The sequence below is a fragment of the Streptomyces sp. McG3 genome (genome assembly GCF_018619185.1).
GTDB lineage: Bacteria > Actinomycetota > Actinomycetes > Streptomycetales > Streptomycetaceae > Streptomyces.
In genome coordinates this window covers 1-15,169 of record NZ_JAAXYC010000192.1, presented here as the reverse complement: position 1 = coordinate 15,169, position 15,169 = coordinate 1, and the positions used below count along the sequence as shown (strand labels likewise).

The 15,169-nt window shown below is 72.7% G+C and carries 15 protein-coding genes; 7 read left to right on the top strand and 8 right to left on the bottom strand.

Going from position 1 to position 15,169, the window contains the following annotated elements:
- Both HET64_RS25960 and HET64_RS25955 read right to left on the bottom strand, forming a co-directional pair.
- A partial coding sequence (locus tag HET64_RS25960; RefSeq protein ID WP_215109533.1) for an alpha/beta fold hydrolase occupies positions 1 to 947 on the bottom strand: 947 nt, incomplete at its 3' end.
- Positions 948 to 1,014: 67 nt separating this feature from the next.
- Positions 1,015 to 1,191, bottom strand: coding sequence for a hypothetical protein (locus HET64_RS25955; protein ID WP_215109531.1), 177 nt, complete (start codon positions 1,189 to 1,191; stop codon positions 1,015 to 1,017).
- Between the two features lie 56 nt (positions 1,192 to 1,247).
- On the opposite strand from HET64_RS25955, the gene HET64_RS25950 reads away from it, so the two are divergent.
- From HET64_RS25950 to HET64_RS25935, 4 genes are read left to right on the top strand one after another with little or no spacing between them, the layout of a single operon-like run.
- On the top strand, positions 1,248 to 2,075 hold the full coding sequence (locus HET64_RS25950) for a DUF4253 domain-containing protein (RefSeq protein ID WP_215109529.1): 828 nt from the start codon (positions 1,248 to 1,250) through the stop codon (positions 2,073 to 2,075).
- Positions 2,054 to 4,138, top strand: coding sequence for a hypothetical protein (locus HET64_RS25945; RefSeq protein WP_215109527.1), 2,085 nt, complete (start codon positions 2,054 to 2,056; stop codon positions 4,136 to 4,138). The genes HET64_RS25950 and HET64_RS25945 overlap by 22 nt, the downstream gene beginning before the upstream one ends.
- A 48-nt stretch (positions 4,139 to 4,186) precedes the next feature.
- A complete protein-coding gene (locus HET64_RS25940; protein WP_215109525.1) occupies positions 4,187 to 4,570 on the top strand; it encodes a hypothetical protein in 384 nt (127 codons plus the stop codon).
- Positions 4,571 to 4,588: 18 nt separating this feature from the next.
- On the top strand, positions 4,589 to 5,086 hold the full coding sequence (locus HET64_RS25935; protein ID WP_215109523.1) for a hypothetical protein: 498 nt from the start codon (positions 4,589 to 4,591) through the stop codon (positions 5,084 to 5,086).
- Between the two features lie 25 nt (positions 5,087 to 5,111).
- Here HET64_RS25935 and hemB read toward each other — a convergent pair whose 3' ends face one another.
- From hemB to HET64_RS25905, 6 genes are all read right to left on the bottom strand, one after another.
- Positions 5,112 to 6,119 carry a porphobilinogen synthase gene (hemB, locus tag HET64_RS25930; protein WP_215109521.1) on the bottom strand — a complete coding sequence of 336 codons (1,008 nt, stop codon included), beginning with the start codon at positions 6,117 to 6,119 and terminating at the stop codon, positions 5,112 to 5,114.
- A gap of 155 nt (positions 6,120 to 6,274) precedes the next feature.
- Complete coding sequence (locus HET64_RS25925; protein ID WP_215109519.1) at positions 6,275 to 7,945, bottom strand: bifunctional uroporphyrinogen-III C-methyltransferase/uroporphyrinogen-III synthase; 1,671 nt, start codon at positions 7,943 to 7,945, stop codon at positions 6,275 to 6,277.
- Entirely contained in the window at positions 7,942 to 8,928 is a 987-nt protein-coding gene (gene hemC, locus HET64_RS25920) for a hydroxymethylbilane synthase (protein WP_215109517.1), read from the bottom strand. Before hemC ends, HET64_RS25925 begins: the two co-directional genes overlap by 4 nt.
- Complete coding sequence (locus tag HET64_RS25915) at positions 8,925 to 10,433, bottom strand: glutamyl-tRNA reductase (RefSeq protein WP_215109515.1); 1,509 nt, start codon at positions 10,431 to 10,433, stop codon at positions 8,925 to 8,927. Before HET64_RS25915 ends, hemC begins: the two co-directional genes overlap by 4 nt.
- Entirely contained in the window at positions 10,430 to 11,191 is a 762-nt protein-coding gene (locus HET64_RS25910; protein WP_003968336.1) for a redox-sensing transcriptional repressor Rex, read from the bottom strand. The genes HET64_RS25915 and HET64_RS25910 overlap by 4 nt, the downstream gene beginning before the upstream one ends.
- A gap of 257 nt (positions 11,192 to 11,448) precedes the next feature.
- Complete coding sequence (locus HET64_RS25905) at positions 11,449 to 11,739, bottom strand: glutaredoxin family protein (protein WP_215109513.1); 291 nt, start codon at positions 11,737 to 11,739, stop codon at positions 11,449 to 11,451.
- Positions 11,740 to 11,918: 179 nt separating this feature from the next.
- On the opposite strand from HET64_RS25905, the gene HET64_RS25900 reads away from it, so the two are divergent.
- The 3 genes from HET64_RS25900 to HET64_RS25890 all read left to right on the top strand — a co-directional run.
- Entirely contained in the window at positions 11,919 to 12,878 is a 960-nt protein-coding gene (locus tag HET64_RS25900) for an HAD family phosphatase (protein WP_215109511.1), read from the top strand.
- Between the two features lie 395 nt (positions 12,879 to 13,273).
- Positions 13,274 to 14,050: an ECF subfamily RNA polymerase sigma factor, BldN family gene (locus HET64_RS25895; protein WP_003968333.1), complete on the top strand. Its 777-nt coding sequence runs from the start codon at positions 13,274 to 13,276 to the stop codon at positions 14,048 to 14,050.
- Between the two features lie 211 nt (positions 14,051 to 14,261).
- A partial coding sequence (locus HET64_RS25890; RefSeq protein ID WP_215109509.1) for a DUF5667 domain-containing protein occupies positions 14,262 to 15,169 on the top strand: 908 nt, incomplete at its 3' end.

The window sequence follows — 15,169 nt, the reverse complement described above, 5'->3', positions numbered from 1 at the left end:
GCCCCCGGCCGTCTCCCCCGTACGGTCCCCCGCCGGTCCAGCTCCTCCCGCCAGTCCCGCTCCTTCGGCTCGTCCGGCCGTACGGTCTCCGCCAGCGACGCCAGGATCGGCTCGGCGGTGGCCCAGAGCAGCGCGCCACCGACCCCCGGCACGACCGTGCGCCGCGCCCCGGGGATACGGGAGACGAGCCGGAGGCCGAGGTCGGGCGAGTGGGAGACGTCCTCCTCGCCGTACCAGACCTCGACCGGGACGGTGATCGCGCCGAGGTCGATCGGCCAGCGCCCCATCGCGAGCACGGTGTCGCGGGCGTACCCGGCCGCCGCGCCCTGGGAGAACGCCTCGTCGAGTGCGCGGCCGTAGGCGGCGGCGAATCCGGGGTCCTCGTACACGACGAGGTCGCACGCCGGGCTTCCGGCCAGAACCATCCGCCGCATCGCGTCCGCGTCGAACCCGGCGAACACCTTCTCCGCCCCGACCGGGTCCTCCGCCACCCGCGCCACCAGGCCCCGCAGGTCGTCCGGCAGCGCGGCGGCGACCTCCGGGGCGGCGACCTCGTCGGCGGGCGAGACGAGCGCGAGCGCGGAGACGGCGCCCGCCGCCGCGCAGGCGAGGGCGAAGGGCGCACCCTGGGAGTTCCCGAGCATCGCCGGACGCGGGCCCAGTCCGCGCAGCGCGGTCAACTCCCCTACGTCGTGCACGAAGTCGGCGAAGGTCCGGTCGGGCGCGGGCGTGGAGACCCCGAGCCCGGGACGGTCCACCGAGACCAGCCGGACGCCCTCCGTCTCGACGGCCCCGGCCCCGATCCCCAGCCACCGGCTGGTCGCGGCACCGGGCGAGAGCAGGACGGGCAGCCCGTCCTGGGGCCCCCACTCGGCCCAGCCGAGCATCCTCCCGTCGGAGAGGCGGGTGGTTCCGAGACGCGCGGGATCATCGACGAACAAACTCATGCCCGACATCATTATCCAGCCACCCCCGCCCTGCACCGGCTTTCGGACCCCGGGCCCGTCGCGACGGTCAAGAGGTCGGCTGATTGCCGCCGTTCGCGGGTACGGCGAGCACCCGGGCGGGTACGTCGATGACGGGCTCGGCGTGGTCGGACAGGTGGAGGCGGACCCAGCCGACGGCCAGGGCGAGGAAACCGGTGAGGTCCCGTCCGACCCCGTCCAGCAGCCGCACCGGCACTATCCGCACCGGCAAGAGGGGCTCTGCCGGGCACGTTGTCAGTGCCGCGGCCTAGGCTCCCCACCATGGCGACGCTCCCCAATCCACTCCCTTCCCTGGCCACTTCCGGCCTGGACCTCCCGCCCGGCTCCCTGGTGGACGCCACGCTGGACGGCCCCTGGCACGAGCCGCTCCTCTGGTACGCGGACGGCCCGGCCGACCTGCGCGACTGGTCGAGGCTGCGAGCGGGCGGGCGACGGCTCGGGCTGCTCCCGGTGCTGGTCACGGGCGGCCGGCGCGACCAGTGGCCCGAGGAGTGGGACCTCTGCCCGGACGGCACGTCGTATCCCGGCGACCACGACGCCGACGAGGTCCTCGCGGGCTACTGGACGGACTACGCGGCCGACGAAGTGGCCCCGGAGAACACCGGATCGGGCACGGAAGGCTCCCAGGGCCCCGGCCCCTGGCCCGGCCTCGCGCCCGTCCCCGCCCGGGAGGCGGCCGAGGACGCGGACACGGTGGCCGCGGGACTCGCGGGCGTGATCGCCGCCGACGCGGACGCGTGGCTCGGCGGGGCCCGCATGGCCCTCGTCCCGGCCCGCCGCAGCGCCGACATACCGGCGGCGATCGGCTGGTCGGGCCCGATGAACCACGAGAACGACGTGGCCCGGCTCTGCGCGGTGCTCCGCTCCTGGGAGGACCGCTACGACGCCCGGGTCGTGGTGCTCGGCTTCGACACGATGACCGTCTCCGTGGGCCGCCCGCCCGCCACGATCGAGGAGGCCCGCGCCCTGGCCGCCGAGCACTACGCGTTCTGCCCGGACAACATCGACCAGTCCCCGCCGTACGACCTCGACGCGTACGCCGAGAAGGCCGTGCTCAACCAGGAAGCGTGGTCGTTCTGGTGGGACTAGACACGACGGTAGCGGGCAAGAGCCGACCGGCCGGTCAGCGGTCGGACCTCAGCAGCATCAGGAGATGGTGGCGCACGCTCGGCGGTGGCGGCTTCGCCGTCCTCCCGCCACCGACCCGGAGCCGCTACACCCAGTCAGACGGCCACGAGGACGCGGCCGAGCTGTTCGCGACCCGCTCCCTCCCCACCGGCACCTCCTTCGCCTACTGGCACTGGCAGTCCCACTCCGCCTTCGACCGCTCCGGCGGCCTGAAGGGCGAGCTGTACGTCCACTGGGGCGGCGACCACGCCACGGTCGCCGCCGGCCTCGGCGACGGCCCGGCCGGCTACCGGGTCATCGACGGCGGCCCGCAGGGCGCGTTCCGAATCGACAAGGTCACGGAGAGGGACGACGACGGCCTCCCCGACCCCGAGGACACGGCCGGAGTACGCCAGTTGCTGGACCGGCTCCGCAGCCCCCTCGTGAACCGGCCCGGCCGGCCCCGCCACCACGACGCCCCGCTGACCGCCGCCGAGGAACGCTGGCTGCACGACCGGCTGCACGATCCGGTGGAGCTGTCCGGGGCGGCGGGATTCGTCACCGCACTGGAGTCACGACGGGCACTGAGCCCCGAGGAGACGTCACGGCTCCTGCCGGCCTGGCGGCAGGAGTACGCCGGCCGGCTCACCGAGTGGCCCGCCTGGGCGGCCCTGCTGGACGCCCTGCTGCGCCACGGCCACGAGGAGGCCTGGGCCACGGCGGCGAGCCTCGGCCCCCAGGCGTCCGACGCCCTCGGCGCGGCCCCCTCCCCCCGGGCCCTGGAGATCCTGCGCGGGTGGTCGCTCACCGGTCATCCCCACGCGATCCACGCCTGGCTCGACGTGCACCGGGCGGTCCACGGGACCGACCCGGTACGGACCGCCGACGCGCTCGCCGCGGAGCTGACCGCGCACCACGCCCCCGAGACCTCCCTGAGCAGCCTGTTCGGTGCGCTCAGTGCCACCATCACCGCGGACTGGCGGGCCGCCCGGCCGACCGCGGACCACACGGCCGCCCAGGCGTTCGCGGCCCTCACCGCCGTCCGCCTCGCCACCGACGACGACCTGCCGCGCCCCCTGCGCAGGGCCGCCGCGCGCAGGGCGGACGACCAGGTCGCCCACGTACGGGAGCAGGCGGCCCGGCACCCCGGCGGCACCGAGGCCGACGTGCTCGCCGCCGCCGACCGCTACGACGCCGCCCGCGACGACCTGCTCGCGGGCACCGGCCCCGATCTCACCGGTTACGAGGGCGGGCTCGGCGACCTCTACCACCGCTACCGCACCCCGGCCCCCGCCGATGTCCAGTGGCTGCGCGACCGGGTGGCCGACCCGTCCACCGGTGTCCAGGGCATCGCGTTCTGCCTCGAACTGCTCCACGCCCACGGCGAGGCGGGCGAGGCCGAGCTCGACGCGCTCCTGCCGCGCTGGAAGAAGGAGCTGACCAAGCAGTACCGCACCACGTACACCGAGTGGCGTCACCCCCTGGTCACCCTGACCTGCCTCGCCCTCGACCTGGACCACCCGGCCGCCCCCGCCCTCACCGCCTGGTGGGCGAAGCCCAAGCCGCTCTGGAAGACCCCGGTCCGGCTGCTGACCCACCTCGGCGCACCGGACGAGGCGAAGGCGGCCGAGCTGTGGGACTTCGTGGCCTCCGGCGCGGACGACAACGGGCAGTTGATGACCTGGGTGCTGCTCCGCGCCCGGCTCGACGGCACCCACCCCCTGCTCGTCGCCGAGCGGCTGATCGGGCAGCGCGGTATCCGCGCGTACGTGCTGCACCGGGTCCTGATCGGGGTGGCCGATCCGTCCCAGCCGCTCTGGCACTACGCCGTCGACCCGCGCAGCCACAGCTGGCTGCGGCGCGCCCAGGAGGTCGCCGACGACCCCCGGCTCACCGACGCGGCCCGCGCGATCGGGCTCAGGACCGCCCGCGAGCACTACGTGTTCCGCTACCCGGACCAGGTCCGCCCGGCCCTCACGGACGGCCAACTGGCAGCGGCACACGCCTGGGCGGAGGCCCGCGCCGACCGGACCACCGTGGACTGAGCCCTCGTACTCATGCGGGCGGCAGACCCCGGAGGTTGACTCGGACGCATGAGCGAGAACAGCCACGACGGCGACAGCACTCCGGCGACCGGCCCCACGCACGCCCCCGACCGCCGCGCGTGGGTCGCCCCGCTGATCTCCACGCTCGCGACGCTGCCGATGGGGCTCGTCGCGCTGTTCATCGGAGGCCTCACCCCGATGGCGTGCGACTCCTGCAACGGGGCGGCCGCCGACCGCTTCGACGCGAGCTTCACCACCGCGTGGACCGTCCTGTGGATCGGCCTGATCCTCGCCCTGATCGTGCTGATCGCCACCTGGGCCGTCCCCCACCAGCTCCGCTACGCCGCCCGGCGCGTGGGCCTGGCGCTCACCGCCCCCACCGTCGTCGGGGTCACTTTCGTAGCATTCATGGCACTGGTCGACTGGCCCTGACAGAAAGTGTCCACCCCCATGAACGACACGAACCTCACGACCACGACGGAAGCCGCTTCCGCGACCGAAGCCACGGAAGCGGCCGAAGCCGCGGAACGCCTGATCGCCGAGTTCCGCGCGCTGCCCGCCGACAGCGACCGCAAGCGCGAGATCATCACCGAACTGGACGCCAACGCCCAGGCGCTGCCGTTCCTCGTCTCGGTCGTCGCCGACCCCGGCGAATACGACCTCGCCCGCGTCGAGAGCGCCACCGTCCTGCGCCTGTGGCCCCCGGCCGATCCCGCTCTGCGCCACGAGGCGGGCCGCGCCCTGCTCAGGGCCCTGCGGGACCCGGAGGAGGACCTGGTCCGGCAGTACGCGGCGATGTCGCTGGCCCCCTACACGGCCGACCCGGTCGTCGCCACGGTCCTGAACACCACCGCACGGGCCGACGAGGACCCGCTCGTACGGGACAGCGCCCGCTTCTCCATCGAGGAGGCCCACCGGCTCCAGGAGACCGGAGCGGGTGGGCCGTGAACCACGACGGGCCGGGCGGACCGGCTCAGCGCCGGGCGCCCCGCCCGAGCCACTGGGCGGCCTCGGTCGCCCAGTAGGTGAGGATCATCTGCGCCCCGGCCCGCCGGATCCCGGTCAGGCTCTCCAGGATCGCCTTGTCCCGGTCGATCCAGCCCCGCTCGGCGGCGGCCTCGATCATCGCGTACTCGCCGCTGATCTGGTACGCCGCGACCGGCACGTCCACGGACTCCGCGACCTTGGCGAGGATGTCCAGATACGGTCCGGCGGGCTTCACCATGACCATGTCCGCGCCCTCCTCCAGGTCAAGCGCCAGCTCCCGCAGCGACTCGCGGGCGTTGGCCGGGTCCTGCTGGTAGGTCTTGCGGTCGCCGGTCAGCGAGGAGCCGACGGCCTCGCGGAAGGGGCCGTAGAAGGCCGAGCTGTACTTCGCGGTGTAGGCGAGGATCGACACGTCCTCGTACCCGGTCTGGTCCAGGGCGTCGCGGACGACGCCGACCTGGCCGTCCATCATCCCGCTGGGGCCCACCACATGGGCCCCGGCGTCCGCCTGGACCTGGGCCATCTCCGCGTACCGCTCCAGGGTCGCGTCGTTGTCCACCCGGCCGTCGCCGTCGAGGACCCCGCAGTGGCCGTGGTCGGTGTACTCGTCCAGGCACAGGTCCGACATCACGACCAGGTCGTCGCCGACCTCCTCGCGGACCGCCCGCAGTCCGAGCTGGAGGATGCCGTCCGGGTCCGTGCCCGCCGTGCCCCGGGCGTCCTTCTTCGCGTCCTCCGGCACACCGAAGAGCATGATCCCCGAGACCCCGGCCGAGACCGCCTCGACGGCAGCCTTCCGCAGGGTGTCCAGGGTGTGCTGGTGCACGCCGGGCATGGCCGAGATGGCGACCGGGGCGTCGATGCCCTCCCGCACGAACGCGGGCAGGATCAGGTTCGCGGGGTCGAGCCGTGTCTCGGCGACCATCCGCCGCATCGCCGGGGTCGTCCGCAGCCGCCGGGGGCGGGAGCCGGGGAAGTTTCCGTACGCAGTCATCCTTCGACGATAGACCTGTACGCAGTCAGGTCTTACCGACACCCGCGCCGGGAAAGGCCCGCGAACAAGCGGCCACCGGCCCCGCCGGCCGGCCCCGGAAACGGCGGCGGGCCCGGCCGCCGAAGCGACCGGGCCCACTCGTCCACGTACTGCTCCTACGTCGTCGTCCGACGCCTGCGCGCACCCGGGCGCCGCTCGCTCGGCCGGGTCACCGGGTCACCGGCTTCCTTCGCCGCGTCCCGGCGCTGCGCGCCGAAGGCGGCGAGCGCCTCGGCGAGCTTGTGCACCGACGGCTCCGGGGACAGCACGTCGACCCGCAGGCCGTGCTCCTCGGCGGTCTTCGCGGTGGCCGGGCCGATACACGCGATCACGGTCACGTTGTGCGGCTTGCCCGCGATGCCGACCAGGTTGCGCACCGTCGAGGACGAGGTGAACAGGACCGCGTCGAAGCCGCCGCCCTTGATCGCCTCACGGGTGTCGGCCGGCGGCGGCGAGGCGCGGACCGTGCGGTACGCGGTGACGTCGTCGACCTCCCAGCCCAGCTCGATGAGCCCGGCCACCAGGGTCTCGGTGGCGATGTCCGCACGCGGCAGGAACACCCGGTCGATCGGGTCGAAGACCGGGTCGTAGGGCGGCCAGTCCTCCAGCAGCCCGGCGGCGGACTGCTCGCCGGACGGCACCAGGTCCGGCTTCACGCCGAAGTCGACCAGGGCGGCGGCGGTCTGCTCGCCGACGGCGGCGACCTTGATCCCGGCGAAGGCCCGGGCGTCGAGCCCGTACTCCTCGAACTTCTCCCGGACCGCCTTGACGGCGTTCACGCTGGTGAAGGCGATCCACTCGTAGCGCCCGGTGACCAGGCCCTTGACCGCGCGCTCCATCTGCTGGGGCGTACGCGGCGGCTCGACGGCGATCGTCGGCACCTCGTGCGGCACCGCACCGTAGGAACGCAGCTGGTCGGAGAGCGACGCGGCCTGCTCCTTCGTACGCGGGACGAGCACCTTCCAGCCGAACATCGGCTTGGACTCGAACCACGCGAGCTGGTCGCGCTGGGCGGCGGAGCTGCGCTCTCCGACCACGGCTATGACCGGCCGGTGACCCTCGGGCGAGGGCAGCACCTTGGCCTGCTTGAAGACCTGGGCGATCGTCCCGAGGGTCGCCGTCCAGGTGCGCTGGCGGGTGGTGGTGCCCGCGATCGTCACCGTGAGCGGGGTGTCGGGCTTGCGGCCCGCGGAGACCAGCTCGCCGGCGGCGGAGGCCACCGAGTCCAGCGTGGTGGAGACGACGGCGGTCGCGTCGCTCGCGCCGACCTCGCTCCAGCAGCGGTCGGAGGCGGTACGGGCGTCGACGAAGCGGACGTCCGCACCCTGCGCGTCACGCAGCGGCACCCCCGCGTACGCGGAGACGCCGACGGCGTTCGCGACGCCCGGAACGACCTCGAAGGGCACCCCGGCGGCGGCGCAGGCCAGCATTTCCGCCCCCGCGTTCCCGTCCAGGCCCGGGTCGCCCGCGACAGCACGGACCACCCGCCTGCCGCCCTTGGCGGCCTCCATGACAAGATTGGCCGCATCCCTGAGAACGGGTACACCGACGGTTGTTGACGAGGTGTCAACGACGGTCAGCTCAGGGGTGCTCACGCCTGCCCGCGCATGGCTGCGAACGACGTCGAGCACATCGGGCTCGGCGACAAGGACGTCCGCGCTCGCGAGCGCCTCGACGGCGCGCAGGGTCAGCAGTCCCGGGTCGCCGGGACCGGCGCCGAGGAAGGTGACCTGCCCTTGGGCGGACAGGGCCGGAAAGTCGGATGCGGCGGGGCCGGTGGGGCTCAAAGTGCTCGCTCCCCCATAAGACCGGCCGCACCCTTGGCAAGCATCTCGGCGGCGAGTTCGCGACCGAGGGCCGCCGCGTCGTCGTGCGACGTGGGGACGGGACCGGTGGTGGACAGCTGTACCAGCGAGGAACCGTCGGTGGTACCGACGACTCCGCGCAGGCGCAGTTCGTTGACAACCTGTCCGTCGACCAGGAGGTCGGCCAGCGCACCCACAGGTGCGGAGCAGCCGGCCTCCAGGGCGGCGAGCAGGGCACGCTCGGCGGTCACGGCGGCCCGGGTGTACGGGTCGTCGAGCTCGGCGAGCGCGGCGGCGAGGTCGGCGCTGGACGCGGCGCACTCGATCGCCAGTGCTCCCTGGCCGGGAGCGGGCAGGACGGTGTCGACCGGCAGGAACTCGGTCACCTCACCGCTCCGGCCGAGACGGCTGAGCCCGGCGGCGGCGAGAACCACCGCGTCGAGCTCCCCGTCGCGCACGAACCCGATCCGCGTGTCGACGTTGCCCCGGATGGGGACGGTCTCGATCCGCAGTCCGTGGGAACGGGCGTACGCGTTGAGCTGCGCCATGCGGCGCGGCGAACCGGTGCCGACGCGGGCGCCGTCGGGCAGTTGCCCGAAGGTCAGCCCGTCCCGGGCGATCAGCGCGTCGCGCGGGTCCTCGCGCTGCGGCACGGCCGCCAGCACGAGGTCGTCGGGCTGGCCGGTCGGCAGGTCCTTGAGCGAGTGGACGGCGAAGTCCACCTCGCCCCGCAGCAGCGCCTCGCGCAGGGCCGCGACGAACACGCCGGTGCCGCCGATCTGCGCCAGGTGCTCGCGGGAGGTGTCCCCGTACGTGGTGATCTCGACGAGCTCGACGGCGCGCCCGGTCACCTCGCGAACCGCCTCGGCGACGAGTCCGGACTGGGCCATGGCGAGCTTGCTGCGCCGGGTTCCCAGCCGGAGCGGCGCGGGGTTCCGCGCGCCCGGGGATGAGTTGTCGGTCATGACCGCCCTCTATTCGGGTCGTTCAGGTCTGCCCGGGAGACGGCGGCCACCGTCTGCGGGTCGAGGTCGAAGAGTTCTCGCAGCGCGTCCGCGTACCCGGCGCCGCCGGGCTCGCTGGCGAGCTGCTTGACCCGCACGGTGGGCGCGTGCAGGAGTTTGTCGACGACGCGGCGCACGGTCTGGGTGATCTCGGCGCGCTGCTTCTCGTCCAGGTCGGGAAGGCGGCCGTCCAGCCGGGCGATCTCGCCGGCGACCACACCGGCGGCCATGGTGCGCAGGGCGACCACGGTCGGGGCGACGTGCGCGGCGCGCTGGGCGGCGCCGAAGGCGGCCACCTCGTCGGAGACGATGGTGCGGACCCGGTCCACATCGGCGGCCATCGGGGCGTCGGCGGACGCCTCGGCGAGCGACTCGATGTCGACGAGGCGCACACCGTCGATGCGGTGGGCGGCGCCATCGATGTCCCGCGGCATGGCAAGGTCGAGCAGGGCAAGCCGGACCGGGCCGGTCGACTGTGCGGGCACGGTGACGCGGCGCAGCGCGGTCGCCGGACCGGCCCCCGCGGTGGAGGCGGCGGAACCGTTCTCCACCCAGGCGGCGTGCTGGTCGACGTCGGCCGGGGCCGGGGTGACGGTGACCGTCGGCCGCTCGGGCGCGGCGTCCAGGGCCACGCCCAGCGCGTCGGCGAGGGCGTCGGCGGTGAGTACGAGGCCCGTGGAACCGGTGCAGGAGACGACGATGTCGGCACGTGTCAGTTCGTCACCGACCGCGGACATCTCGACGGCCCGGGCGCGCACCGCCGTGTCGTCGCCGTGCTGGAGGATCTCCACCAGACGGTCCGCGCGGGAGCGGGTCCGGTTGGCGACGACGATGTCGGCGACACCGGTGCGGGCGAGGGTCGCGGCGGCCAGCGAGGACATGGATCCGGCGCCGATGACCAGGGCGCGCTTGCCGTCGGCCCAGCGCTCGGGGTCGGCGCCGGCGGCGAGCTGCTGGAGTCCGAAGGTGACGAGCGACTGCCCGGCCCGGTCGATCCCGGTCTCGCTGTGCGCGCGCTTGCCGACCCGCAGGGCCTGCTGGAAGAGGTCGTTCAGCAGCCGTCCGGCGGTGTGCAGCTCCTGGCCGCGCGCGAGCGCGTCCTTGATCTGACCGAGGATCTGCCCCTCGCCGACGACCATCGAGTCGAGGCCGCAGGCCACCGAGAAGAGGTGGTGGACGGCCCGGTCCTCGTAGTGCACATAGAGATACGGAGTGAGCTCCTCGAGACCGACGCCGCTGTGCTGGGCGAGCAGGGTGGACAGCTCGGCGACGCCCGCGTGGAACTTGTCCACGTCGGCGTACAGCTCGATGCGGTTGCAGGTGGCCAGCACGGCCGCCTCGGTCGCGGGTTCCGCGGCGAGGGTGTCCTGGAGCAGCTTGGCCTGGGTCTCGACAGCGAGGGAGGCCCGCTCCAGTACGGAGACGGGGGCGCTGCGGTGGCTCAGTCCGACGACGAGGAGGCTCATGCCGGCATCACGGCGGGCATGTCCCCGTCAGGTCCCTTCCGGCTCGCGGGCGTGGCGCGCATCGGGGGCGCGCCCTCGTCCTCGGCGGCGGAGTCCTCGCCGGCCTTGCGCTGCTCGTGGAACGCGAGGATCTGGAGCTCGATGGAGAGGTCGACCTTGCGCACGTCGACGCCCTCGGGCACCGACAGCACGGTCGGCGCGAAGTTCAGGATGGAGGTCACCCCGGCGGCGACGAGCCGGTCGCAGACCTGCTGGGCCGCGCCGGGCGGGGTGGTGATCACACCGATGGACACACCGTTGTCGCTGATGATCCGGTCCAGGTCGTCCGTGTGCTGGACGGCGATCCCGGCCACCGGCGTACCGGCCATGGCGGGGTCCGCGTCGATCAGCGCCGCGACCCGGAAGCCGCGGGAGGCGAAGCCGCCGTAGTTGGCGAGGGCCGCGCCGAGGTTACCGATGCCGACGATGGCGACCGGCCAGTCCTGGGTGAGCCCGAGCTCGCGCGAGATCTGGTAGACGAGATACTCGACGTCGTACCCGACACCCCGGGTGCCGTAGGACCCCAGGTAGCTGAAGTCCTTGCGCAGCTTCGCCGAGTTGACCCCGGCCGCCGTGGCCAGCTCCTCGGAGGAGACCGTGGGGACCGATCGCTCGGAGAGCGCGGTCAGGGCGCGCAGATACAACGGAAGTCGGGCGACGGTGGCCTCGGGAATTCCTCGGCTACGGGTCGCCGGTCGGTGAGTTCGGCCAGTTGCCACGGTGCTCCTGCGGGATGAGCGGGGCTGCAGGCGGCCGTATGTCCCAGGACCGCCCCGTCGAATGCAGGCTATGTCTTTGTGAACGCGTGCACAAAGATTGTGTCCGTTTTGTCTGGTCAAAGTGACCGGGGTCACGCACATTCCCCGCGCGATCCCGGAACCGGGGACCGCATCGGCCCGTTGCAGCCTCGAAGGGGGCAAAGCAGTACACACTCCTCACAACTCAGCCCCCGAGGCCACTCAAAACGCCCGCAATGTTAACCGGGTTTCGCGTCCGCACCCAGCGCCTTGCGCAGCCTGGCCGGGTCCACGCGCCAGAACGTGTGCTGTTCGCCATCGATCAGCACCACCGGAATCTGCTCCCAGTACTCCTTGTACAGCTCCTCGTCCTCGGTGATGTCCTTCTCCACCCACGACGCACCGGTCTCCTCGCAGACCGCGCCCACCACCGCCCGCGCGTCCTCGCACAGATGGCACCCGGGCTTCCCCACCAGCGTGACCACCCGCTCGGCGGGCTTCTTCCTCTTGCGTCGCAGCAGAGCACTCATGCCTTCATTCTGCGCCCGCCACGCTCACTTCCCGAGCCCGCGGTGCTCACTTTCCGCGCCCGCGCGCCCCCACCCCGGACCGCCCGGAATCACCCGATTCACCGTTCCGACCCGCAGCGTTCACGCCCACGCATCGCGGCAGGTCGGGCACGTGCGGACGGACTGGCTATGCTCACGGCATGGCCGCTCTTGGATGGCTCACACCCCGTAGGCGTTCCGCTACCGCACGGAGCGTCCTGGCAGGCGAGGCCGCCGCCGAGGCCGCGCGCAAGACCTCGGCCGCCGACGACGAATCCGCCCTCCTGACCAAGGCCCCGGAAGAAGCGGACGCGGCACCTCCCGAGGAGCCCGCGTTCCCCGTCGCCGGGGACGACCGCGCCGCCGCCTTCTTCGACCTCGACAACACCGTCATGCAGGGCGCGGCGATCTTCCACTTCGGCCGCGGCCTCTACAAGAGGAAGTTCTTCGAACGCCGCGAGCTCACCCGGTTCGCCTGGCAGCAGGCCTGGTTCCGGCTGGCCGGCGTCGAGGACCCCGAACACATGCAGGACGCCCGCGACAGCGCCCTGTCCATCGTCAAGGGCCACCGCGTCTCCGAGCTGATGTCGATCGGCGAGGAGATCTACGACGAGTACATGGCCGACCGCATCTGGCCCGGCACCCGGGCCCTGGCCCAGGCCCACCTGGACGCCGGACAGAAGGTCTGGCTGGTCACCGCCGCCCCCGTGGAGACCGCCACCATCATCGCCCGCCGCCTCGGCCTGACCGGCGCGCTCGGCACCGTCGCCGAATCGGTCGACGGCGTCTACACCGGGCGCCTGGTCGGCGAACCCCTGCACGGCCCCGCCAAGGCCGAGGCCGTCCGCGCCCTCGCCGCCGCGGAGGGCCTGGACCTGGAGCGCTGCGCCGCCTACAGCGACTCGCACAACGACATCCCGATGCTCTCGCTGGTCGGCCACCCCTACGCGATCAACCCGGACGCCAAGCTCCGCAAGTACGCCCGCGCCCGGGACTGGCGACTGCGCGACTACCGCACCGGCCGCAAGGCGGCCAAGGTCGGCATCCCTGCCGCCGCCGGGGTCGGCGCGCTCGCGGGCGGCACCGCCGCCGCCGTCGCCCTGCACCGCCGCCGCCGCTGACCCGCGGCCCTTCCGCACCCTCCGCGCCCCGTGCCCGTCCACCACGAACGGTCACGGGGCGCAGCCACGCCCGGAGCCGGACGTCCGATCGCGATCCGGTCCACCGGCACGGGCGACGCCCCCTCCGGCCAGCCGGATCGCCGGCGCCCGGCCACAACCCGTCGCCCCCGTAGACAGATCACGAAGTAATCCGATCAATAAACGGTCACCATGTGCTACTTGATACGTCACTTAGTGATAACAGAAGCGACGGAACCGGTGATTTAGACAACTGGGTGTAGCGCTGCCTGCACGAAGCGTTATTCTCCTCAGACGCATCACGGAACCCGCCACTCGCTACCACGAGTGACGTTTTTCGAACTGCTCGTGATGGAAGCTCTGCCTCTGGGAGTCCCGTGTACCCACACGTCGGGGTTGACGCCTCGGGCCTGGCTACGCTGCGTGCATCGGTCATTGACCGCTTGCGCGGCTTCGTCCCCACCGCGTACGCCGTCCCCGCATTTGCCACCCCTGCACCTGCCGGCCCTTGCTACGCCCTGGCCGAACGCAGTGCGGCGGTCGGAAGACGCGGCACCCGCGCCGCCTCGACCACGTCGACCGTCCGCCGTCCCACCGCCGACAGCGACAGCGCGCGCATGATGGATCTCGTCGAGCGCGCACAGGCCGGTGAGGCGGATGCCTTCGGCCGCCTGTACGACCAGTACAGCGACACCGTGTACCGGTACATCTACTACCGCGTGGGCGGCAAGGCGACCGCGGAGGACCTCACCAGCGAGACCTTCCTCCGCGCGCTGCGCCGCATCTCCACGTTCACCTGGCAGGGCCGCGACTTCGGCGCCTGGCTGGTCACGATCGCTCGCAACCTGGTCGCCGACCACTTCAAATCCAGTCGTTTCCGACTCGAAGTGACCACCGGCGAAATGCTCGACGCCAACGAGGTGGCGCGCAGCCCCGAGGACTCCGTCCTGGAGTCCCTCTCCAACGCCGCTCTGCTCCAGGCCGTGCGGCGACTCAACCCCCAACAGCAGGAGTGCGTGACCCTGCGGTTCCTCCAAGGCCTCTCGGTCGCGGAGACCGCCCGGGTGATGGGCAAGAACGAGGGCGCGATCAAGACCCTCCAGTACCGAGCCGTGCGGACGCTCGCCCGGCTCCTGCCGGACGACGCCCGCTGATCCGACCTCTGCGTGACCGTCCCGTCACGCACTGGTCCGATCATCTTTCGTGCGTAACCCAAGTGCCGAGCGCCTCGTTGTGCCGGTTGCAGGCCCCCTGTCGTCACCCCCTGTCCGTAGCCACTCACTCCATCGAGTGGAAACGCTCAAGGTGTGCAACCTTCCGGACCGCCAGGGGAGTCGACCGTCATGACGAGAGGAGGTGCCGCCAGTGATCGCAAACGTTTCGGCACACCGGCGGGCGAACGCCTTCGCCCAGGCCCTGGAAGACCAGACCCCCCAGGGTGCGGCGGCCGTACAGCCCGCGGAACCGGCCGACCAGGCCGACCGCGAACCGCTGTTGGCCCTGGCGAACGGCCTCGGTGAGCTACCGAAGCCGCAGTTGGACCCCGAGGTCAAAATGGTGCAGCGAGCCCAGCTCGTCGCGGCCATGGAGACCATGTTCGCCGAGGGCGGCGCGTCCACGGGCGCTACGGTGCCCGTGCAGCGGGGCAAGGGGGCCCACCGGGCCTCACCACTGCGGAAATTGCGACCCCGCTCACGCTGGGCGAAGGGGCTCACGGCCGGCGGGCTCACCGTCGGCGTGGCCGCGGGAGCGTTCGGCGGCGTGGCAGCCGCCAGCTCCGACGCCCTCCCCGGTGATTCGCTCTACGGACTGAAACGCGGGATGGAGGACATCAGCCTCGGCATGGCGAAGGGCGACGCCGACCGCGGCGAGGCCTACCTCGACCAGGCCTCCACCCGGCTCAGCGAAGCCCGCAGACTCATGGAGCGCGGCCGGTCCGGCGCACTCGACCACGAATCCCTCGGCGCCGTCAGACGCGCGCTCAACGGCATGTCCCACGACGCCTCCGAGGGCCACCGACTGCTCCACTCCGCCTACCAGCGCGACGGAGCGATCGGCCCCATCCAGACCCTGGACACCTTCTCCCGCTCGCACCGCGACGCCTGGAGCAGCCTCCGCGACCGGCTGCCCGTCCAGCTCACCGACGTCCGCGACGAGGTCAGCTCCGTCTTCGACGCCATGGAGGACGAAGTCGCACCGCTCCAGTCCCTCCTCCCCCGCCCCCCGGGCGCGGGCAAGGGCACCGGACGCTCCGACGCCACCACCCCGGACAC